Below are 20,798 nucleotides of genomic sequence, written 5' to 3'. Positions count from 1 at the left end.
TCTGAAAGGCCTGCTATGCCCGTGAACATCCTGTTTTCCGCGCGCCCTGCCCTGTGGCCTGTTTACGAACCACTGCTGACCAAGTACCTGACACAGGTCAGGCTGGACTTTCGCCTTGCCACCGAATTCGAACCGGACCAGGTGGACTATATCGTCTATGCCCCGAACGCAGGCCTGCTGGATTTCACCCCCTACGCGCGATTGAAGGCCGTGCTCAGCCTCTGGGCCGGGGTCGAGAAGATCGCGGGCAATGGGACCCTGACCGTCCCGCTGGCGCGGATGGTGGATCACGGCCTGACGCAAGGCATGACGGAATGGGTCGTCGGCCACGTGCTGCGATATCACCTTGGAATGGATCAGCATATCATCGCTCAGGATGGTGTCTGGGCACCTGACGCACCGCCTTTGGCCACCGAACGCCGGATTTGCATTCTGGGGCTTGGCGCGTTGGGCGAGGCTGCGGCTCGCGCTTTGTCCGCGTTGAACTTTGACGTCACCGGCTGGAGCCGCTCAGCCAAAGAGATTGCTGGCGTCACATGCATGTATGGCGACGATGGGTTGCGCGTTGCGCTTTCACGGGCAGAGATCGTGGTTCTGCTGCTGCCGGACACGCCCGCTACGGTAAATACCCTGAATGCCGAAAACCTGGCCCTGCTGCCCAAAGGCGCACGCATCATCAACCCGGGCCGGGGGCCACTGATTGATGACGACGCCCTGTTGGACGCGCTGAACTCCGGTCAGGTCGGCCACGCCACGCTGGATGTGTTCCGGGTCGAACCGTTGCCTGCGGATCATCCCTATTGGGCGCATCCGAATGTGACGGTGACCCCGCACATCGCCTCGGAGACGCGGCCGGTGACAGCGGCGCAAGTGATTTGTGAGAACATCCGCCGCGGTGAGGAAGGCAAACCTTTCCTGCACCTCGTCGATCGCGACTTGGGGTACTAGGGCGCGATCAAACCACGCCCTTTCAACAAAGCCTCAACCCCTGGCAACCGGCCACGGAAGGCGAGGTATAGCTCCTCGGCCTCACGTGAGCCACCAGTGGACAAGATGTTTTCCTCTAACGCTTTGGCTCGTTCCGGGTCGAATGCGCCGCCCGCCTCTTCGAACGCCGCAAACGCGTCGGCATCCATCACCTCGGACCACATATAGCTGTAATAGCCCGAGCTATAGCCATCGCCCGCAAATACATGCGCAAAGTGCGGCGTCGCATGACGCATTCCGATTGCGTGTGGCATCCCAATCTCGGCCAGCACCTCGGCCTGTTTCGCCATCGGATCGGTCGGAGCCGCACCGTCATGGAACGCAAGATCGACCAGCGCCGAGGCGATGTATTCCACCGTTTGGAACCCCTGATCGAAATTAGCTGCCTTCAGCAGTTTATCCAGCATCTCCTGCGGCATTGCTTCTCCGGTCTCGGCATGGGTCGCGAACTCGGCCAGAACCTCGGGGACCTCCAGCCAGTGTTCATAAAGTTGGCTGGGCAGTTCTACGAAATCCCGCGCAACCGACGTACCCGAGATGCTTTCATAGGTCACATTTGACAGCATCTGGTGCAGGGCATGGCCAAATTCATGGAACAACGTGCGCGCATCGTCATAAGACAACAGTGCCGGATCGCCCTTGGCGAAATTGCAGACATTGATCACGACCGGCGCCTGCATCTTGGGGAACTTTGCCTGCGACCGCATCGCGCTGCACCACGCGCCCGAGCGTTTCGATCCCCGCGCGAAGTAATCGCCGACGAACACTGCTATATGCCGCCCATTGCGCGTAACCTCCCACGCCCGGCAATCGGGGTGATAGAGCGGTACATCCAGCGGTGCGAATTCCAGTCCGAACAGGCGATTGGCGCAGGCAAAGGACGCCTCGATCATACGGTCCAATTGCAGATAGGGCTTAAGCGCCGCCTCATCCAGATCATGCTCGGCCTTGCGGCGTTTCTCGGCGTAGTAGCGCCAGTCCCAAGCCTCCAGCGGACCATTGACGCCGTCTTCCTGCATCATCTGCGTCAGGATTTTGGCGTCCGCATCGGCACGGGTCTTGGCCGGCTCCCACACCTGCATCAGCAGATCCCGGACCTTGTCCGGTGTGCGGGCCATCTCCGTTTCCAGCTTGTAAGCCGCGAAACTGTCATAGCCCAGCAGCTCGGCCCGTTCCTCGCGCAGCTGCAGGATTTCGGCGGCGCTCTCGCGGTTGTCAGTCTCTTTGCCGTTAGCACCCCGTGCGGTCCAGGCGCGATAGGCCTTTTCCCGCAGATCGCGGCGGGGTGAGAATTGCAGGAACGGTACGATCAGGGACCGAGACAGGGTTACCACCGGTCCCGCCGCGCCCTTTTCCTGCCCTGCGGCACGGGCGGCATCCACCACGAAACCCGGCAGTCCTTCCAGATCACCCTCTGACAGGTCCATGAACCAATCGCGTTCATCAGCCAGCAGATTTTGAGTAAAGGAGGTCCCCAGCGAGGCCAGCCGCGCCTTGATCTCTTGCATCCGGGCGTCCTTATCGCCCTCAAGCGCCGCACCGGACCGTACGAACCCCCGATGGGTCAGCATCAGAACCCGCGCCTGCTCGTCGGTCAGGTTCAGTTCGTCCTTGCGCGCCCACAGATCGGCCACGCGCTGAAACAGCGCCTTGTTCGACGAAATCCCCGAGAAATGGGCCGCCAGCTTGGGTGAGAATTCACGCTGCAACTTCTCGCGCGCCGGGTTGCTGTCCGCCCCGGCGACGGTGAAGAACACCGACAGAACCTTGTCCATTTCCTCACCCGCGGCTTCGAGAGCCTCGATCGTGTTGGCAAAGGTGGGGGTGTCCGGGTTACCCGCAATCGCGTCGATCTGAGCGTTATGGGCCTGCATCGCCTTATCCAGAGCGGGAGCGAAATCGTCATCCGCAATTTCGGCAAATGGTGCGATTTCAAACGGTGTGGTCCAGTCGGACAGGATCGGATTGGTCATGCGTGTCTCCTTTGACCACAGAGTTAGGAACGGCAGGCCGGATGATCCAGAGCGGGGTTACGCCCCCGAGCCACATATCGGACAATCGGCACGGCGCGACAGAATGATCTTGCGGCTTTCGCCATAAAGCGCGTCATATATCAGCATCTCGCCGCGCAGGGCCTGCCCGGCACCGGTGATCACCTTGATCGCCTCAACGGCCATCATCGAACCGACCACGCCGGGCAAGGGGCCAATCACACCCGCCTCGGCGCAGGAGGGCGCCAAGCCGGGGGCCGGTGCCTCAGGGAAAATGCACTGATAGCAGGGCGCACCACTGGCGGGGTCAAAGACACTCAGTTGTCCTTCCCATTGCGACAGGGCGCCCGAGATCAGAGGCTTGCCCAACGCAGCCGCCGTACGATTGGTCAGATAGCGGGTGTCGAAATTGTCGGTGCCATCTAGGATCAGATCGAAATCGGCAAACAGGTCTGCGGCGATCTCATCGGTCAGACGGCGATGATAGGGCAAAACGGTGACATTGGGATTCTGTGCCTGCATCGCCTGCTGCGCCGAGAACACCTTGGGCATCCCGATATCTGCGTCGCGGTGGATCACTTGCCGTTGCAGGTTGGCGTTCTCGACCACATCATCATCGATCACACCGATAGTACCGACACCAGCCGCCGCCAGATATTGCAGGGCAGGTGCGCCGAGCCCCCCGGCGCCGATGACCAGCACGCGGGCCTTTTTCATTTTCTTCTGACCGGGCCCGCCCAGCTCTCGCAAAACGATGTGGCGGGCATAGCGTTCCAGTTCGGTTTCAGAAAACTGATCGGATGGCATAACGGGCTCCTTGGCTGCGGCAGGGGCTGCGCGGTTTCTCAGCGCTTTCAGCACCCTTCCGTAAACCAGAACCAGAATGGCCGCGCCACCCAAGATCAGCCACAGCGCCGCAGAGCCGCCAGTCGCCTCACGCAACGGATTACCATCTGGCAGAACCAGCTGGGCTGTAATCACGCCCAGCAGCAGAACCCCGACCGAGGTCATGCGAGCCGCCCTGGACACTCCGGCCAGATAGCCGATCCCCCAGAGACCCGCAGCCAGAATCAGGACCAGCAGCATCAGCCGCGCCCGGTCGAGCCGAAGCCACCTGCGCCGCGCGCCGTGTCGCTGAGTGCTTCCACCGGCTCGAATGCGGCCTGCACCACTGGGGCGACGATCAGTTGGGCAATGCGTTCGCCATGGGTGACTTCGAACGTCTCTTGCCCGGCGTTCAAGACGATCACGCCCAGCGGGCCGCGATAGTCACTGTCGATCGTGCCGGGAGTATTGGGCAGGGTAATGCCGTGTTTCAGCGCCAGACCCGAGCGGGGACGCACTTGCACCTCGAACCCATGCGGAATCTCGATGCGTAGACCCGTTGGCACCAGCGTGCGTTGCCCCGGTTCCAGCGTGATCGAGACCCCATCCGGCAGATTCGCCCGCACATCCGCCCCGGCTGCCCCGGAGGTTTCATAAGATGGCAGCGGGACTGACGGATCAGACCCTTCCTCTCGGATCACACGAATAGCAACCATCACTGCTCCTTTGGTTTAGCTGGTCAACGCGTCGGCGATCTTTCGTACCAGACGCTTGGCCACTTCATCCTTGCCCATGCGCGGCCATTCCTCGGCGCCGTCGTCTGAAATCAGGATCACCGCATTCTCGGACCCGCCCATGATCCCCGTCGCCGGGCTGACATCATTGGCTACGATCCAGTCACAACCCTTGCGCCCTCGTTTGGCGGTGGCGTGTTCGACCACATTGTCGGTTTCAGCCGCGAACCCGACGACCAGCGCGGGGCGGCCTGCGTCCATATGCGAGACACGCTTCAGGATGTCCGGATTTTCGGCAAACTCCAGCACGGGCAATCCGTCGCGGCTTTTTTTCAGTTTCTTGTCCGAGGCACTGGCCACGCGCCAGTCGGCAACAGCCGCCGCAAACACACCCGCATCGACAGGTAGCGCCGCATCAACCGCGTCGGACATCTGTTGCGCGGTTTCCACCGGCACAACTTGAACCCCGTCTGGCGGCGGTACATCTGCAGGGCCGGTTACAAACACCACCTCAGCCCCCAGCGCGGCCAGCGCACGGGCGACCGCCGCGCCCTGCGCCCCGGACGAGCGGTTGGCGATATATCGTACCGGGTCGATGGGTTCATGCGTCGGCCCCGAGGTTACAAGCACGCGTTTGCCGTTCAGCGGGCCGTCACCCAGCTCCGTCTCGATCGCCGCGACGATCTCCAGCGGTTCCGACATACGGCCAGGGCCGAATTCGCCGCAAGCCATGTCGCCCTCGTTCGGGCCGACAAAACGGACGCCATCCGCTTGCAGTTGTTTCAAGTTGCGCTGCGTGGCGGGATGATCCCACATCCGCACATTCATCGCTGGTGCACAAAGAACCGGCGTATCGGTCGCCATCAGCAGGGTCGAGGCCAGGTCATTGGCCAGCCCCCCGACCATCTTCGCCATCAAATCAGCAGTCGCCGGGGCCACAACGATCAGATCAGCCGAACGGGACAATTGAATATGCCCCATCTCGGCCTCATCCGTCAGGTCGAACAGGTCGCGATAGACTTTCTCTCCAGCCAAGGCAGACACCGACAGAGGCGTCACGAATTCCTCGGCCGCACGGGTCAGCACGGGTTTCACAGACGCGCCACGTTCCCTCAGGCGCCGGATCAGATCCAGCGACTTATAAGCCGCGATCCCGCCACCGATGATCAGCAGAATGCGTTTCGATGCCAGCATGTTGTGCCCTTCTCGTCCCAGTCGGCCCAGACATTAGGCAAGCGGGCCGGACAGTTCCAGCGGTTAATTGGATGTTTGAAACGCCAAGCAAGGGTCTTCGCGCTCAACACTTGGGCTATCGATCACGGCATCGAATTCCCCATTCACCAACCCGTCCTCGGACTGGCCCAGCACGAACACTTTCAATCCAGGGCGCATTCGAGACAGAAAGGTCGGAATGCCCCGGTCCTTGCGAGCGTGGCCGTTGCCCGTAATCACCGCGACCGGTCCGCCGGTCTCATCCGTCGCGCGCAGGATGGCACGGGTCAACACCGCATCGCGCAGCCTTTGAATGGCGACCAACTGCGGCAAAGCGCTTTCCGGGATCGCATTGCAATGAGCGGCCAGTTGATCGGCCTCTCGCGCGGCCTGTTCGTCAGCCGGTAGCGGAACGGTCAGACCAAACCGCGCCGCATCCGCCCCCAAGGCCGTGGCTGCGCCCCGCTCCATCGCCGCACGGGCGGCTGTACGCGGGACCATTGCGCCATAAACCGGCGCGTCCGAGGCCTGAAACACTGGGTAATACATGCTGAGCGGCGGCCAGCCGGATTCGATCCATTTCAGAATACGCGCAAGTTCCTCGGGGTCGGAGACAGCTTTGTCCGCAAGACGCTGCGCACCTTCCTCAGTTACCATCTCCCACACCACGGCCGACGGCTTCACGGCCTTCAACGCCTCGGCCTGAATGACATGATGCTGGGGATTGTCGTGAACCTCGCCCAGAATGACCACGTCTGCCGACATCATCGCGGTCAGAACGTCATCCGGTATCAAATCATCGGCATGGCCAGGTCGGGCCATAACCACAAGTGCACAAAGCAGAATCGCAAGCTGTTTCATGCGATGAAGTGTTGCACCTCACGCGATTGAGCTTCAAGGTTCTTGCGCATTTTCACGAAGGCCGCGGCCTCAAGCTGACGTACACGTTCCTTGGACAGGCCAAGCTCCTGCCCCAGACTTTCCAGCGTACGGGACGGTTCACGCAGCTTGCGTTCGCGCACGATAAAGCGTTCGCGATCGTTCAGTGCCTGCATGGCCATCACCAGCCATTCGCGCAGCTGTTCGGTGTCATGGTTATTCTCGACCATCTCGGCGGCCTGAGCACGTTCATCTTCCAGCGCGTCGATCCACTCGCGCCCGTCCTCATCAGCCGACTGCACCGCGTTCAGCGAGAAATCGGACCCGGACAACCGACCCTCCATCATCTCGACGTCGCGCAGAGGGACGCCGATCTCGGCGGCGATCATCTGATGCAACTGGTGGCGGTCCAAATCCATTCCCTCGGTCGCAGCTTCGCGTTCAAGACGCGCCTGAACCCGGCGCATGTTGAAGAACAGGGATTTCTGAGACGAGGTCGATCCGGTCCGCACCATCGACCAATTGCGCATCACGTAATCCTGAATGCTGGCCTTGATCCACCAGACAGCATAGGTCGAAAAGCGCACACCGCGGTCAGGGTCGAACTTGTCGGCGGCTTTCATCAGGCCCAAACCGGCTTCCTGGATCAGATCGTTCATCGGCGCGCCATAGCGTTTAAACTTGGCCGCCATGGAAATCGCCAACCGCATATAGGCCGTGATCAGCCGATGCAGCGCCTGTTCGTCGCGATCATCACGCCACGCATAGGCCAGTTTCAGTTCGGTCTCCGCGTCCAGCAGTTCGGCCTTCATCGCTTGCCGGGACATCGAAAAATCGTTCGCATTGTCCAGTGCCATGGAAATCTCCCCTTTTCACAGGCGCGGGCCGGACTTGCCTTGCCGACCTAGGGTCGATACGCAGAACAAAACCGGGTGGATCACATGAAAGGTAATTATAGTGTATCCGGATTTAACCTTTGTGCTGGGCGGAGCGGCCTCGGGAAAGTCGGTATTTGCCGAACAACTTGTTGTTTCATCGGGGAAAAACCGGGTCTATCTCGCAACATCACAAGTGTTTGATGACGAGATGCGCGATAAGATTCGACGCCACATTGCCCAGCGGGGCGAAGGTTGGGCGACCGTGGAAGCGCCATTCGATCTGGGCCCCGTTCTGGCCGAGCTGACCCCAGACCATGTCTGTTTGATCGACTGTGCCACGATGTGGCTGACCAACCATCTGCTGGCCGAAAACGACTTGGATCGGGTACAAACGGATCTGTTGCAGGCGCTGAAATCCTGCCGCGCTACAGTTGTCATCGTCTCGAACGAGGTCGGCCATGGCATCGTCCCCGACAACACCCTGTCCCGCCGGTTCCGCGAGGCTCAGGGTCGGTTGAATATTGCGCTGGCGGCACATGCCGATCTGGCGGTGCAGATCACCGCTGGGCTGCCTCTGGTGCTGAAAGGGCAATTGCCATGACTCGGCTGCATCTTGTCCGCCACGGGCCGACCCATGCGAAAACCATGGTTGGCTGGTCCGACCTGCCTGCGGACCTCAGCGATCAGGCGGCAATCGCGCGGCTGAATGATCACCTTCCGCTTGAGGCTTTGGTGATCTCGTCTGACCTGTCCCGCGCCGCGGACACCGCCTCGGCCATTCAGGGCACTCGCCAGCGCCTACCGCATCACCGTGACCTGCGAGAGATTCATTTCGGCACGTGGGAACTGCGCAGTTTCAAGGAAATCGAGGCCGAAGACCCCGACCTCACCTTCGCTTATTGGGACAACCCCGGCGACGTGCGTCCGCCCAAAGGCGAAAGCTGGAATGAGGTTCGGACCCGCGTGGATGCCGTAATCGATCGGCTGATCACCGACCACACCGGGCGCGATCTGATCATCGTGGCCCATTTCGGCGTGATCTTGACGCAAGTGCAGCGCGCGCTTGGGGTTGATGCGCAAGAGACGTTCAGCCACCGGATCGACAACCTCTCGGTCACTGAAATCACCCATTTTGGCGACCGCTGGTCGGTTGGGCGGATCAATCACCTCCCGTGATTACACCCCGCACAAATCACTGATTTACGGAATGGCCCTGCTGCGCCATCGTAGCGGCATGACCTATGATTTGTTTACCGGAGACCGTCTGTTTTCCAGCTGGTCCATGCGCGGCTGGCTGATGCTGGAAAAGTTCGGCCTGCCCTATCGAAGCCACATGGTCGGCCTCTATTCCGGCACCATGGTCGAGGATATGAAACCGCTGGCCCCGGCGCGCCTTGTACCCGCCCTGCGCCTGCCTGACGGTACGGTCGTTGGTGAAAGCCTCGCGATGGCCGAGACATTGGCCGAACGGCATCCCGAGGCCGGGTTGTGGCCCGCGGCCCCCTCCGCCCGCGCAACCGCACGGTGGCTCTGCTCCGAGATGGTGGCCGGGTTCAACGCCTTGCGCGGGGAATGCCCGATGCAGTTGATGTACTGCTGGCAGGGGTTTGTCCCGTCGCCTGAGGCAGTGAGTGATCTGGAGCGGGTCGAAACCTTGTGGTCCCACGCCCGCACAGTGTCCGGTGCCAAGACTGGGCCTTTGTTCGGAAACTATTCTCTGGCCGACGTCTTCTATACTCCGGTGGCTGCGCGGATCATCGGGTATGGCCTGCCGGTCTCCGAGGCGAGCAGAGACTATTGCTTGGGCCTGTTGTCTGACCCCGCAACACGGCAATGGCGCGCCATGGGACGGACCGTAAGCTATGAGCCGTTCCCATACGACCTGAACCTGTCGACGCAGGCCTGGCCTGTCGGAGCGAGTACTGACGCGCAGGCCATGGATAACGGACCATCTCTCAACAAGTTTTGCCCCTATTCCGGCAAAGTGGTCACGCATTTTCTGGAGTTGAACGGGCAGCGTTGGGGCTTCTGTAACCGCTTCTGCCGCGACAAAACCGTCGCAGATCCGGGGGCTTGGCCAAAATTCACCGCAATGACGGACGCCGTTAACGATTCTTAAACCGCGATCATGGCAGCAACGACTTGTTAACCAAAAAGGTCGTTCATGGTCGCTCGCTCTCATACCGTCGCTTTCCAAGGGGTCGATGCCCGCCCGGTCGAGGTGCAATGCGCCGTCTCACCTGGGCTGCCCGCCTTTTCCATCGTCGGCCTGCCAGATAAGGCCGTGTCCGAGGCCCGCGACCGTATCCGCAGCGCGCTAAGCTCAATGGCCATCGCGCTGCCGTCGAAACGGATCACCATCAACCTGTCCCCTGCCGACCTGCCGAAAGAGGGCAGTCACTTCGACCTGCCCATTGCCGTGGCCTTGCTGTCCGCACTGGAGATCATACCGCCCGATGCCGCCGAAGGCGCGGTTTCTTTGGGTGAGTTATCTCTGGACGGCTCGCTGGTGCCTGTCGTAGGCGCCCTGCCCGCCGCCATGACCGCCGCCGCCGAGGATCGCACGTTGCTGTGCCCACGCGCGTCCAGCGCTGAGGCCGCGTGGGTAGATGCCACGCAAGTGATCGGTGCCGGTTCATTGGGAGATGTGGTGCGCCATTTCTCGGGCCAGTCACCTTTGCCAGCCGCCCAACCCGGAGAAGTAAACCTTGCGCCCAGCCCCCGCGATCTGCGCGATGTGAAAGGACAGGAACGGGCCAAACGCGCGTTAGAGATCGCTGCCGCCGGGCGCCACCACCTGATAATGATCGGTACGCCTGGGTCGGGTAAATCCATGTTAGCCGCGCGTTTGCCTGGTATCCTGCCACCACTAACCCCGACCGAAGCATTGGAAACCTCAATGATCCAATCCCTGTGCGGGTTGTTGGATGAAGGCGGCATCAGCCGCACCCGCCCGTTTCGCGAGCCGCACCACACAGCCTCGATGGCCGCTGTCGTCGGGGGCGGCAAAGGGGCGAAACCGGGGGAAATCTCACTCGCTCATAATGGCGTTCTGTTCATGGACGAATTCCCCGAGTTCCCGCGCACCGTCCTGGAAACCCTTCGACAACCGATTGAAACAGGCGAGGTCATGGTCGCCCGCGCCAATGCTCATGTGAAATATCCTTGCCGGTTCATGTTGGTGGCTGCCGCCAACCCGTGCAAGTGCGGATACCTGACCGACCCGGCCCGCGCCTGTTCGCGCGCGCCTGTGTGTGGCGAAGATTATCTGGGGCGGATTTCCGGCCCGTTGATGGACCGGTTCGATCTGCGGATCGAGGTGCCTCCGGTGGGGTTCACCGATCTCGACCTGCCACCATCTGGCGACAGCTCGGCCATCGTTGCCGCACGGGTCGATGCCGCGCGTGCCATTCAGGCGGAGCGGTTCCGCGAGACAGCGGGAACCCGCCAGAACGCAGATGTAGAGGGTAACGTGCTGGAGGAAATCGCCTCCCCTGATGCCGAAGGCAAAGAACTATTGCTGAAAGCGGCCGAACGGTTCTGCCTATCCGCCCGCGCATTTCACCGCATCCTGCGCGTGGCGCGCACGATTGCCGATCTGGATGGCGAAACGAATGTTCGTCGCCCCCACGTCGCCGAGGCGCTGAGCTTTCGCATCAGTGCCAAGGTCGCGTCTTAAAGCTTGGCCTCGATCGCCTGCCAGATCTTTTCGGCGATGTTCACGCCGTCAAACCGCTCAAGCTCCTGAATACCTGTCGGAGAGGTCACGTTGATCTCGGTCAGGTAGTCGCCGATCACGTCAATCCCGACAAAGACCTGCCCTTTTTCTTTCAGCAGAGGTCCAATCGCGGCGCAAATCTCAAGATCCCGTTCAGACAGGCCGATCTTTTCCGGCCTGCCGCCGACATGCATGTTCGAGCGTGTTTCACCCTTGGCTGGCACACGGTTGATCGCACCGACAGGCTCTCCATCAACCAGGATCACCCGTTTGTCGCCATTGCTGACATCAGGCAGAAATTTCTGAACAATCAGCGGCTCGCGCGAGAACCCGGTGAACAATTCGTGCAGCGAGGTCAGATTGCGGTCATTCGCATCCAGCCGGAACACGCCCGCACCGCCATTGCCATAAAGCGGCTTGAGGATGACATCGCCATGCTTTTCCTTGAACGCCTTGATGGTCTGAAGGTCGCGCGCAATCGTGGTCGGCGGTGTCAGGTCGGGAAAATCCAAAACCAGCAGTTTTTCGGGGTAGTTACGCACCCAGAACGGATCATTGATCACCAGCGCCTGACCTTTCAGGCGATCCAGCAGGTGGGTCGACGTGATGTAGTGCATGTCGAACGGCGGGTCCTGACGCAGCCAGATCACGTCGAAATCTGCCAGATCAACCTCACGTTCCGGACCGAGCTCAGCCGGGTTACCTGCCACGCGCTGAACGGTCATGTCATGACCGCGCGCGGTGATCCGCCCTTGCTGATAGGCCAGCTGGTCGGGCCCGTAGAAAAACAGCGTGTGCCCGCGCGCCTGTGCTTCTTCGGCCAGACGGAATGAGCTGTCTGCATTGATATCCACGGCCCCGATCGGGTCCATCTGAAAGGCGATTTTCATGGCGTGTCCCTCAATTTTACGCCCGATACATGGCCCAGCGGGGCCATGGGTTCAATGGGGATCAGGCCTGACCAAAGGCGTTTTCGATGATTTGAACAGCCCCCGAGGCGTCCACCAACGCGGCGTCGAACCGGGCATTGGTCAGTTGCCCGCGCGGTTCAGTTTCCAGAAACTGAGCGGCCGAGGCGTAAATCCGGTCCATCTGGCGGCGGTTGATCCTGGTTGCGGCCTTCTCAAAACTGCTGCTTTTCTTGACTTCGATGAAAACGACGCCCTCTGCGTTGCGGGCGATCAGGTCGATCTCACCCCCAGCGCTTCGCCAACGACGATACGCGATTGAAAACCCGCGCCGCTCATAGTCGGATGCAACCTGCTGCTCTGCCGCCTGTCCGGCGTGATAGGAAACCGAACTTCGAACGGATCGCGCGGTCATGTCATCCCTTTCCCAGTTTCAGGGCCTTCTGGTAAATCGGACGCCGCGGCAGCTTGTACATTTCAGACACCAGATCCGCCGCGTCCCGAACCGAATGGGTCTCCAGAGCCCGTTTCAGAGCCTCTTCTACGTCGGAATCGTTAACAGTTTCCGAATGTCCGCGATCCACAAGCAGGACGATCTCACCTTTGATCGTTTGCCCTTGCAGGTCTGCCGCCAATTCACCCAAAGACCCGCGCCGAACCTCTTCGAACTTCTTGGTCAGTTCGCGGCACATCGCGGCGGGGCGGTTTTCCCCCAATACCTCGGCCAGATCTGAAAGACAGGCCGCGACGCGTTTCGGCGACTCGTAGAACACCAGCGTTCCGGGCACGTCGCGCAGCGCCTCGATACGCGATCGGCGGGCACCAGAGGCGTTGGGCAGAAACCCAGCAAAAAAGAACGCATCCGTCGGCAAACCTGCCAAAGTCAGAGCCATCAAAGCTGCCGACGGCCCCGGCGCACAGGTCACCACATGACCGGCCTCGGCCGCCTGCCGCCCCAGATCATATCCTGGGTCGGCGATCAGCGGCATTCCGGCCTCGGACGCGTATGCGACTGATTTTCCTTCGCTCAGCGCGTTTAAGATTTTTCCGCGAGCGCCCGCGCCGCTGTGGTCGTGATAGGCCAGAATGCGCCGTCCATCCAAGGGAACACCGTGAATTTCCATCAACCGGCGCAGGCTGCGGGTATCCTCAGCCGCGATCATATCGGCCGAGGCCAGCACATCCAGCGCTCTGAGCGTGATATCGCGTGCCGTACCGATTGGAGTGGCAACAAAATACAGGCCGGCGCCCAATCTGACTTTTTGGAAATTCAAAGCTGGACCCTCACAGCGTGACGTTTATTATCGCGGCGTAATAGATAGGTGGCACCCCAAGCCGCCGGGACAGGGAGTTTTCATTCAGATGTTTACCGTTTGCAAGCCCGTTCGCAAGCTGGCGCGCACCGCCGCCGTTCTGGCAACTGCCGCCTTTCTGGCCGCCTGTGACGTCAGCACCATTGGCGGCGGACCATCGATCAACACATCCGAACCTGTCCCTGTCGCCCTGCTGGTACCCGCCGGATCGGGTCAGTCTGGCGACGCAGCACTGGCGCGCAGCCTTGAAAACGCAGCCCGTCTGGCGATGGCCGACCTGCAGAACGTCAAAATCGATCTGCGTGTCTATGACACCCGTGGCAGCTCGAACACAGCCGCAGAGGTTGCGCAGCGCGCGGTCGCCGACGGAGCCAAGATCATTCTGGGGCCGGTCTATGCGCAGGCGGCGAATTCCGCTGGCCTGGCGGTGCTGAACAATAACGTCAATGTGCTGTCCTTCTCAAACAACACAAGCATTGCCGGCGGCAACGTGTTCGTCCTTGGTCCAACCTTTGACAACACGGCCAATCGGCTGGTCAGCTTTGCCGGGTCGCAGGGAAAGAACAATATGGTCATCGTCCACAGCAACGATGCTGCAGGCCAGCTGGGCCAAAGCGCCATTGCCAATGCTCTCGGCAGCAGCCGCGTAAACAATGCCGGTTCGGTCGGCTACGACCGGTCACAGCAGGGTGTCATCAGCGCGGTGCCAAATGTCAAAGCCACAGTGGACGCGTCGGGCGCTGATTCCCTATTTCTGACAGCAACGACAGCTGGCGCTCTGCCGCTTTTCACTCAATTGCTGCCCGAAGCGGGTGTTTCCCAGGCAAATACACAGTTTATCGGCCTGACACGCTGGGATATCCCTCCGCAGACACTGGACTTGCCCGGCGTACAAGGCGGTTGGTTCGCATTGCCTGACCCGTCCAAGGCGCAGGCGTTTCGCCAGCGGTACAACAACACTTACGGCGAAGCCCCTCACCCGATCAGCGGTCTGGCCTATGACGGCATCGCGGCCATTGCTGCGCTGGTCAGCCAGGGTAAATCCAACGCACTGACCGCGTCGGCATTGACACAGAACGCCGGTTTCCAGGGCGTTGGCGGCATCTTCCGCCTGCGCCCGAACGGTACGAATGAACGCGGTCTGGCTGTCGCCACGATCCAGAATAAACAGGTAGTAGTGATTGACCCTGCCCCACAAAGCTTCACAGGCGCCGGTTTCTGATCGACCGGGCCTGACGCTGCCCACCAAGGGTGAGCTGATTTGCCCCGCCGATGAAATATTCGACAGCGCCGCCGTCATGGCGCAGCTGTCGGAAGCCTTCGAGAAGACCTCGGACAATGCCGCCCGCAGGAATGAGACCGTGCGTATTCTGCGTGACGCTCAGAAAGCCGGGCGCCAGGCCATTGCTGATGCCTTTGCCAAACGCCCCTTTGATGCGCGGCGGCTGACCCATTCCTATACCTATCTGACCGACGGCCTCGTCTGCACCGCCATGAAGGTTGCAAGCGAGGACCTGCATCCGCTGGCCACGCCGACGCAGGGGGAAAAGATCGCCGTGATGGCGGTCGGTGGTTACGGGCGCGGAGAGATGGCACCATCGTCCGATGTCGACCTGCTGTTTCTGACCCCCTACAAGATCACCGCCTGGGCCGAGAGCGTGATTGAATCCATGCTCTATATCCTTTGGGATCTGCGACTAAAGGTCGGGCATTCCTCGCGCACTATCAAAGATTGCCTGCGGTTGGGCGCGGAGGATTTCACCATCCGTACTGCCATGCTGGAACAGCGTTATCTGGCCGGGGAAAAGGAACTTGGGGTTGAACTGGAAACCCGTCTGAAGTCCGACCTGTTCAAGGGCAGCGAGCGACAATTCATCGAAGCCAAGCTGCAGGAACGCGACGAGCGCCATCTGAAACAGGGCCAGCGTTACGTGGTTGAGCCCAATGTCAAAGAGGGCAAGGGAGGGCTGCGCGATCTTCAATCCCTCTATTGGATCGCGAAATACATTTATGGTGTTCAGGATGTGGCCGAACTGGTGCCCTTGGGCCTGTTCACACCGGATGAGTTTGAAACTTTCGTAAAGGCCGAAGATTTCCTCTGGGCGGTGCGCTCTCACTTGCATCTGGTCACCGGTCGCGCAACGGAGCAGTTGACCTTTGACATGCAGGTCGAGGTTGCCGCCCGCATGGGGTACGAGGATCGCGCCGGACGCCGCGGCGTCGAAGTCTTCATGCAGCGCTATTTCCGCGAAGCCACGCGGGTGGGTGAGCTGACGCGCATCTTCCTGACCAAGCTGGAAGCGACCCATGTGAAGAGCGCGCCGTTGCTGGAGCGTATCTTTCGCCGCCGTCCCCGTGTGAAGGCGGGCTATACCGTCGTGCATGGTCGTCTGGACGTAGCCGATCCCGAGACGTTTCTGGCTGACAAGTTGAATCTGCTGCGCCTGTTCGAAGAGGGCCTGCGGACGGGCATGTTGATCCACCCGGATGCGATGCGTTTGGTCAGCGCCAACCTGAACCTGATCGACGAAGAGATGCGCGAAAACAAGGAAGCGCGGCGTATCTTCCTTGATCTGATGCTAAAACACGGCAACCCCGAACGCGCCTTGCGGCGGATGAACGAACTGGGCGTCCTGTCGGCCTTCCTGCCTGAGTTCGAGCACATCGTGGCGATGATGCAGTTCAATATGTATCACAGCTATACAGTCGATGAACATACGATCCAGTGCATCGTCAACCTGAACCAAATCGAACGCGGAGAGTTGGTGGAATCCCTGCCTCTGGCTTCGTCGATCCTGAAGGGCGGGGTCAATCGCAAGGTTCTGTATGTCGCTTTGCTACTACATGATATCGCCAAAGGACGACCTGAGGATCACTCGATCCTTGGCGCGCAGATCGCCCGCAAGGTTGCGCCCCGGCTGGGTTTGAACAAGGCGGATTCGGAAACCGTAGAATGGCTGGTGCGTTATCACCTGCTGATGTCGGACATGGCGCAGAAACGCGACATCTCGGACCCGCGCACGGTGCGCGATTTCGCCAAGGCGGTGAAGACGGTCAAGCGGTTGGACCTGCTGACGGTATTGACGGTCTGCGATATTCGCGGCGTCGGACCGAATACATGGAACAACTGGAAGGCCACCCTGCTGCGCGCCCTGCACGCCGAAACCAAGCGCGCGCTGGAAACCGGGATGGAAGACCTCAACCGCGCCAATCGCGGCACCGAAGCCAAGAAGGCCCTGCGCGCTGAACTGGTTGAATGGTCCAAAGCCGACCTCAAGGCAGAGACCGGGCGGCATTATCCGCCGTATTGGCAGGGTCTGAACCTGTCGACTCATGTAGAATTTGCCGAGATGCTGCGGTCACTGGAACACAGCGGCAACCCCGGTGAGATGGAAATTCGTCTGCATCCCGACGAAGACCGCGACGCTACCCGCGCCTGTTTCGCGATGGGTGACCATCCTGGAATCTTTGCGCGGATCGCTGGGGCTCTGGCGCTGGTCGGGGCGAATGTTGTGGACGCCCGCAGCTATACCACCAAGGACGGCTACGTAACCGATGCGTTCTGGATTCAGGATGCCGAGGGCCATCCGTTCGAAGCCAGCCGCCTGCCGCGCCTGACCCAGATGATCCACAAGACGCTGAAAGGCGAGGTTGTTGCCCGCGACGCGCTGAAATCGCGCGACAAGATCAAGAAACGCGAGCGCGCATTCAACGTGCCGACCCATGTCACCTTCGACAATGACGGGTCCGAGATTTACACCATTATCGAGGTCGACACCCGCGACCGTCCCGGCCTGCTGTACGACCTGACGCGCACGCTGGCTGACGCCAATGTCTATATCGCCAATGCGGTGATCGCGACCTATGGCGAGCAGGTAGTGGACACGTTTTACGTCAAGGACATGTTTGGGCTGAAATACCATTCGGAAAGCAAGCAGCGCACGCTTGAGGGCAAGCTGCGCAAAGCCATCACCGAAGGCGCCGAGCGCGCGGCCTCATGAAACAGATTCGGCTGTTTTCAGGCCTGTTTACGGTCGGTTTCTGGACGCTGGCCAGCCGGGTTCTGGGGTTCCTGCGGGAAATCCTGCTGACCGCCTTTATCGGGCCGGGTCCGGTGATGGATGCCTTTGTCGCCGCCTTCCGCCTGCCCAACATGTTCCGCCGTTTCTTTGCCGAGGGCGCGTTCAACGCGGCCTTTGTGCCGATGTTTTCAAAACGGCTGGAGGGGGATGAAAACGCCGAAGGATTTGCGCAGGACGCGTTCAACCTGCTGGCTGTGTCCGTTCTGGCTCTGGTCGGGCTGGCGATGGTGTTCATGCCCGCTTTGGTCTGGATCACTGCCGAGGGATTCCACGGGGATGAACGGTTCGATCTGGCGGTGGACTACGGGTATGTGGTTTTCCCCTATATCCTGTTCATGTCGCTGGCAGCGCTGTTTTCCGGTGTTCTGAATGCCACCGGACGCTTTGCCGCCGCCGCCGCCGCGCCAGTTCTGCTGAACATCTTTGCCTGTGCAGCCCTTATCACCTCAGCGGCGATGGGCGGCGAGGTGATACGATGGCTGACCTCCGTCATCCCGCTGGCCGGCATCGCGCAACTGGCGCTGGTCTGGATCGCCACCGAACGAGCGGGCATTCGCATTCGTCCGGGCTTGCCTAAACTCAGCCCCGAAATGCGCCGTATGGTTCGAATTGCCGTCCCCGCAGCGCTCGCCATGGGCGTCACGCAGGTCAATCTGGTGGTGGGGCAGCTTGTGGCCTCGAAAACTGAAAAGGCGGTTAGCTGGCTGTTTGCGGCGGACCGGCTGTATCAATTGCCTCTGGGCGTCGTGGGCATTGCCGTCGGTATCGTCCTGCTGCCCGATCTGTCGCGGCGCCTGCGGGCAGGAGACAAGGACGGCGCACGCAACGCCTTTTCCCGTGCTGGCGAATTCACCCTGCTACTGACCATCCCCTCGACCGTGGCCTTTGTTGTTCTGCCCAACCCAATCGTCTCGGTCCTGTTCGAGCGCGGTCAGTTCAGCGCCGAGGACACAACGGCCACAGCGCTGGCGGTGGCCGTCTATGGCATCGGACTGCCCGCCTTCATGCTGCAAAAGCTGCTGCAACCTCTTTTTTTCGCGCGCGAGGATACGCGGAGTCCGTTCCACTATGCCATCTTCGCAATGATCGTGAATGCCGGTCTCGCCTTCGGTCTTTATCCGCTGGTCGGCTGGATCGCACCCGCGATTGCGGCCTCGGCTGCGGGTTGGGCCATGGTCGGTCTACTGATCCTCGGCGCACGACGCATGGGCGAAGAGGCGCGGTTCGATGACCGGTTCAAACACCGGGCATGGCGCATCGTGGCAGCGTCATTGGGGATGGGCGTTGTGCTTTACGCCGCCATCCACCTGTTCGGCTGGACCTTCGACCTGCCCGGATGGCGGTATCTGGCGTTGATTGTCCTGATCAAAGTTGCAGCCGCTTCCTATTTCTTCCTCGGCCACCTGTTCGGCGCCTTTGAAGTATCCGAGTTCAAAAAGGCTCTGCGCCGGTCGTGATCAGTCGCGGCGAATGCGCCGAACGATCCGCGCCCAACCGCCCGGGGCCAGAAAGAAAGAAAGTCCAAAGCCTGTAGCAAACCCGCCCAGATCAGCCACCCAATGCGAGGTGCCACCGAAGAGCAGACCAAACACCAGTTGGATACCCATCAATGCCGCGATCAGGCCAAAGGCCCGGTGTTGGTTTTCCCCGACCAGTGACAGCTTGCGCCACAGCAACCATGTGAACGCGCCGATCAAACCGTAAACCGGCGGGAATCCTCCGACCAAAGGATAGCTAGGGTCCAGCAGCAGCGCATAGGCCAGCGCTCCGCCGACACCAGACAACACAAATACCACCAGCATTTGGAACCCACCAAAGACCTCGGCCACCATCTTGCCCATTGCCAGCAGAAAGACACAGACAAAGACAGCCTGAGTGAAGCTGCCCGAAACGAACGGGTAGGTTACGAAACGAACAACATGTTCGAACGGCCAGCGCCCGTTCTCAACCATCCAGTCGAAGATATCGGGCGAAAACGAATAGCTCTGCAACGCATCCAGACGCCATCCCACAGCCGACGGCCCTCCGATCAAGCCGCGAGAACCCAGGGTAAAGGCCAGTTCCACTCCCATAATGAACAGCACCAACGCCACCACCACGGGCGGCAGGGGGTTCACGGCGGGTGTAAAATTCTCACTGCTCATTGGGCTGGCCTTTCGCGGCGGTTGACGTCCCTTGGCCTCATGGGTAAGCGACGGAGGCTTATTTTTCCAGACGGGAGTTCCCTTCGATGACCGAAACCAAGTTCACGCCGCGCGTGTTTTCCGGCATCCAGCCATCGGGAAACCTGCACCTAGGCAACTATCTGGGTGCGCTGAAGCGGTTCGTGGATATGCAGGGGCCTGAGTTCGAGACCATCTATTGCATGGTCGACCTGCACGCGATCACTGTCTGGCAAGACCCGGCCCGTTTGCGTGAAAAGACGCGCGAGGTCTGTGCGGGCTTCATCGCTGCCGGCCTGGACCCCGAAAAATCAATCCTGTTCAACCAAAGCCAGGTGGCCGAGCACACGCAACTGGCCTGGATTTTCAACTGCGTCGCCCGCATGGGCTGGATGCAGCGAATGACGCAGTTCAAGGACAAGGCGGGCAAGAACGCGCAGAACGCGTCGCTTGGACTGTTTGCCTATCCGGCTCTGATGGCGGCGGACATTCTGACCTATCGCGCAACGCATGTGCCGGTCGGTGAGGACCAGAAACAGCATCTGGAGTTGACCCGCGACATCGCGATCAAGTTCAACCATGACTATGGTGTCGATTTCTTCCCAGTGACCGAGCCGGTGATCGGTGGCCCGGCGCCGCGGGTGATGAACCTGCGCGACGGCACCCGCAAGATGTCATCCTCGGATCCGTCCGACATGACCCGCATCAACATGACCGACGATGCTGACGCCATCGCCAAGAAAATCCGCAAGGCCAAGACCGACCCGGACGCCCTCCCCTCGGAACTCGACGGCCTGTCGGAACGTCCCGAGGCACGCAATCTGGTGAACATCTTTGCCGCGCTCAGCGACCAGACAGCCGAACAGGTTCTGGCCGAGGTGGGTGGCAAACAGTTCGGCGAGTTCAAGCCGATGCTGGCCGACCTGGCGGTCTCGAAACTGGCGCCGATCTCGACCGAAATGGCCCGCCTGATGGGCGAAGAGGCTGAGATCGACCAGATTCTGGCCAAAGGTGCAGAAAAGGCGCGGGCGATTGCAGCCCCGATCCTGCAGCAGACCTACGAAATCGTGGGCATGGTCGGCGCAAAACAGCGCTGATTGCTCTGGACG

19 protein-coding genes are annotated in these 20,798 nt (G+C 60.6%); 9 read left to right on the top strand and 10 right to left on the bottom strand.

Going from position 1 to position 20,798, the window contains the following annotated elements:
* Window positions 1-15 precede the first annotated feature (15 nt).
* Complete coding sequence (locus ACR1XY_RS10585) at window positions 16-948, top strand: 2-hydroxyacid dehydrogenase (protein WP_480592934.1); 933 nt, start codon at window positions 16-18, stop codon at window positions 946-948.
* Here the strand turns inward: ACR1XY_RS10585 and ACR1XY_RS10580 are convergent.
* The 6 genes from ACR1XY_RS10580 to ACR1XY_RS10555 all read right to left on the bottom strand — a co-directional run bounded on the left by ACR1XY_RS10580 (window position 945) and on the right by ACR1XY_RS10555 (window position 7,485).
* Entirely contained in the window at window positions 945-2,960 is a 2,016-nt protein-coding gene (locus tag ACR1XY_RS10580; RefSeq protein WP_480592933.1) for a M3 family metallopeptidase, read from the bottom strand. The two genes, ACR1XY_RS10585 and ACR1XY_RS10580, sit on opposite strands and share 4 nt — an antisense overlap.
* 57 nt (window positions 2,961-3,017) lie before the next feature.
* Entirely contained in the window at window positions 3,018-4,064 is a 1,047-nt protein-coding gene (locus ACR1XY_RS10575) for a HesA/MoeB/ThiF family protein (protein WP_480592930.1), read from the bottom strand.
* Window positions 4,064-4,519 (bottom strand): dUTP diphosphatase, encoded by a 456-nt coding sequence (gene dut / locus ACR1XY_RS10570; RefSeq protein WP_480592928.1) that lies wholly within the window; start codon window positions 4,517-4,519, stop codon window positions 4,064-4,066. Before dut ends, ACR1XY_RS10575 begins: the two co-directional genes overlap by 1 nt.
* Window positions 4,520-4,534: 15 nt before the next feature.
* The gene (gene coaBC / locus ACR1XY_RS10565; RefSeq protein ID WP_480592924.1) at window positions 4,535-5,731 is read right to left on the bottom strand and encodes a bifunctional phosphopantothenoylcysteine decarboxylase/phosphopantothenate--cysteine ligase CoaBC; all 1,197 of its coding nucleotides are present in this window, start codon (window positions 5,729-5,731) and stop codon (window positions 4,535-4,537) included.
* 63 nt (window positions 5,732-5,794) lie between these two features.
* Entirely contained in the window at window positions 5,795-6,610 is an 816-nt protein-coding gene (locus tag ACR1XY_RS10560; protein ID WP_480592922.1) for a ChaN family lipoprotein, read from the bottom strand.
* The gene (locus ACR1XY_RS10555) at window positions 6,607-7,485 is read right to left on the bottom strand and encodes an RNA polymerase factor sigma-32 (protein ID WP_480592920.1); all 879 of its coding nucleotides are present in this window, start codon (window positions 7,483-7,485) and stop codon (window positions 6,607-6,609) included. The genes ACR1XY_RS10560 and ACR1XY_RS10555 overlap by 4 nt, the downstream gene beginning before the upstream one ends.
* Window positions 7,486-7,585: 100 nt before the next feature.
* On the opposite strand from ACR1XY_RS10555, the gene cobU reads away from it, so the two are divergent.
* The 4 genes from cobU to ACR1XY_RS10535 are packed head-to-tail and all read left to right on the top strand — an operon-like array spanning window position 7,586 to window position 11,185.
* Window positions 7,586-8,107, top strand: a complete 522-nt coding sequence (cobU, locus tag ACR1XY_RS10550; protein ID WP_480592919.1) for a bifunctional adenosylcobinamide kinase/adenosylcobinamide-phosphate guanylyltransferase — start codon at window positions 7,586-7,588, stop codon at window positions 8,105-8,107.
* Entirely contained in the window at window positions 8,104-8,682 is a 579-nt protein-coding gene (locus ACR1XY_RS10545) for a histidine phosphatase family protein (protein WP_480592917.1), read from the top strand. Before cobU ends, ACR1XY_RS10545 begins: the two co-directional genes overlap by 4 nt.
* A gap of 58 nt (window positions 8,683-8,740) precedes the next feature.
* The gene (locus ACR1XY_RS10540) at window positions 8,741-9,625 is read left to right on the top strand and encodes a glutathione S-transferase (protein WP_480592949.1); all 885 of its coding nucleotides are present in this window, start codon (window positions 8,741-8,743) and stop codon (window positions 9,623-9,625) included.
* A 45-nt stretch (window positions 9,626-9,670) separates the two neighbouring features.
* On the top strand, window positions 9,671-11,185 hold the full coding sequence (locus ACR1XY_RS10535; protein ID WP_480592914.1) for a YifB family Mg chelatase-like AAA ATPase: 1,515 nt from the start codon (window positions 9,671-9,673) through the stop codon (window positions 11,183-11,185).
* Here ACR1XY_RS10535 and gshB read toward each other — a convergent pair.
* From gshB to rsmI, 3 genes are all read right to left on the bottom strand, one after another.
* Window positions 11,182-12,114: a glutathione synthase gene (gene gshB / locus ACR1XY_RS10530; RefSeq protein WP_480592912.1), complete on the bottom strand. Its 933-nt coding sequence runs from the start codon at window positions 12,112-12,114 to the stop codon at window positions 11,182-11,184. The genes ACR1XY_RS10535 and gshB overlap by 4 nt on opposite strands.
* 61 nt (window positions 12,115-12,175) lie before the next feature.
* A complete protein-coding gene (locus tag ACR1XY_RS10525) occupies window positions 12,176-12,547 on the bottom strand; it encodes a YraN family protein (protein WP_480592910.1) in 372 nt (123 codons plus the stop codon).
* A gap of 1 nt (window position 12,548) precedes the next feature.
* Entirely contained in the window at window positions 12,549-13,406 is an 858-nt protein-coding gene (gene rsmI / locus ACR1XY_RS10520) for a 16S rRNA (cytidine(1402)-2'-O)-methyltransferase (protein ID WP_480592908.1), read from the bottom strand.
* 88 nt (window positions 13,407-13,494) lie between these two features.
* Here rsmI and ACR1XY_RS10515 point away from each other — a divergent pair, with 88 nt between their 5' ends.
* Genes ACR1XY_RS10515 through murJ form a run of 3 tightly spaced genes read left to right on the top strand, consistent with a single transcriptional unit; the run spans window position 13,495 to window position 18,984 of the window.
* Window positions 13,495-14,667, top strand: coding sequence for a penicillin-binding protein activator (locus ACR1XY_RS10515; protein ID WP_480592906.1), 1,173 nt, complete (start codon window positions 13,495-13,497; stop codon window positions 14,665-14,667).
* Window positions 14,627-17,446 carry a [protein-PII] uridylyltransferase gene (locus ACR1XY_RS10510; RefSeq protein ID WP_480592904.1) on the top strand — a complete coding sequence of 940 codons (2,820 nt, stop codon included), beginning with the start codon at window positions 14,627-14,629 and terminating at the stop codon, window positions 17,444-17,446. Before ACR1XY_RS10515 ends, ACR1XY_RS10510 begins: the two co-directional genes overlap by 41 nt.
* On the top strand, window positions 17,443-18,984 hold the full coding sequence (gene murJ / locus ACR1XY_RS10505) for a murein biosynthesis integral membrane protein MurJ (RefSeq protein ID WP_480592902.1): 1,542 nt from the start codon (window positions 17,443-17,445) through the stop codon (window positions 18,982-18,984). The genes ACR1XY_RS10510 and murJ overlap by 4 nt, the downstream gene beginning before the upstream one ends.
* Here the strand turns inward: murJ and ACR1XY_RS10500 are convergent, their stop codons facing one another.
* A complete protein-coding gene (locus ACR1XY_RS10500) occupies window positions 18,985-19,671 on the bottom strand; it encodes a rhomboid family intramembrane serine protease (protein WP_480592900.1) in 687 nt (228 codons plus the stop codon).
* An 86-nt stretch (window positions 19,672-19,757) separates the two neighbouring features.
* Here ACR1XY_RS10500 and trpS point away from each other — a divergent pair, with 86 nt between their 5' ends.
* Window positions 19,758-20,786 (top strand): tryptophan--tRNA ligase, encoded by a 1,029-nt coding sequence (gene trpS, locus ACR1XY_RS10495; protein ID WP_480592898.1) that lies wholly within the window; start codon window positions 19,758-19,760, stop codon window positions 20,784-20,786.
* Window positions 20,787-20,798 lie beyond the last annotated feature (12 nt).

Source organism: Ruegeria sp. AD11(2025) (assembly GCF_056542405.1).
The sequence above is the reverse complement of the archived record's forward strand: the minus strand, read 5'-3'. Positions and strand labels throughout refer to the sequence as shown.

Coding starts and splice junctions, on each gene's coding strand:
- murJ (WP_480592902.1), top strand. CDS start 17,443: ATGAAACAGATTCGGCTGTTTTCAGGCCTGTTTACGGTCGGTTTCTGG.
- ACR1XY_RS10585 (WP_480592934.1), top strand. CDS start 16: ATGCCCGTGAACATCCTGTTTTCCGCGCGCCCTGCCCTGTGGCCTGTT.
- ACR1XY_RS10575 (WP_480592930.1), bottom strand. CDS start 4,064: ATGCTGCTGGTCCTGATTCTGGCTGCGGGTCTCTGGGGGATCGGCTAT.
- ACR1XY_RS10560 (WP_480592922.1), bottom strand. CDS start 6,610: ATGAAACAGCTTGCGATTCTGCTTTGTGCACTTGTGGTTATGGCCCGA.
- ACR1XY_RS10535 (WP_480592914.1), top strand. CDS start 9,671: ATGGTCGCTCGCTCTCATACCGTCGCTTTCCAAGGGGTCGATGCCCGC.
- trpS (WP_480592898.1), top strand. CDS start 19,758: ATGACCGAAACCAAGTTCACGCCGCGCGTGTTTTCCGGCATCCAGCCA.
- gshB (WP_480592912.1), bottom strand. CDS start 12,114: ATGAAAATCGCCTTTCAGATGGACCCGATCGGGGCCGTGGATATCAAT.
- ACR1XY_RS10580 (WP_480592933.1), bottom strand. CDS start 2,960: ATGACCAATCCGATCCTGTCCGACTGGACCACACCGTTTGAAATCGCA.
- ACR1XY_RS10525 (WP_480592910.1), bottom strand. CDS start 12,547: ATGACCGCGCGATCCGTTCGAAGTTCGGTTTCCTATCACGCCGGACAG.
- ACR1XY_RS10555 (WP_480592920.1), bottom strand. CDS start 7,485: ATGGCACTGGACAATGCGAACGATTTTTCGATGTCCCGGCAAGCGATG.
- ACR1XY_RS10515 (WP_480592906.1), top strand. CDS start 13,495: ATGTTTACCGTTTGCAAGCCCGTTCGCAAGCTGGCGCGCACCGCCGCC.
- ACR1XY_RS10500 (WP_480592900.1), bottom strand. CDS start 19,671: ATGAGCAGTGAGAATTTTACACCCGCCGTGAACCCCCTGCCGCCCGTG.
- dut (WP_480592928.1), bottom strand. CDS start 4,519: ATGGTTGCTATTCGTGTGATCCGAGAGGAAGGGTCTGATCCGTCAGTC.
- ACR1XY_RS10540 (WP_480592949.1), top strand. CDS start 8,741: ATGACCTATGATTTGTTTACCGGAGACCGTCTGTTTTCCAGCTGGTCC.
- coaBC (WP_480592924.1), bottom strand. CDS start 5,731: ATGCTGGCATCGAAACGCATTCTGCTGATCATCGGTGGCGGGATCGCG.
- ACR1XY_RS10545 (WP_480592917.1), top strand. CDS start 8,104: ATGACTCGGCTGCATCTTGTCCGCCACGGGCCGACCCATGCGAAAACC.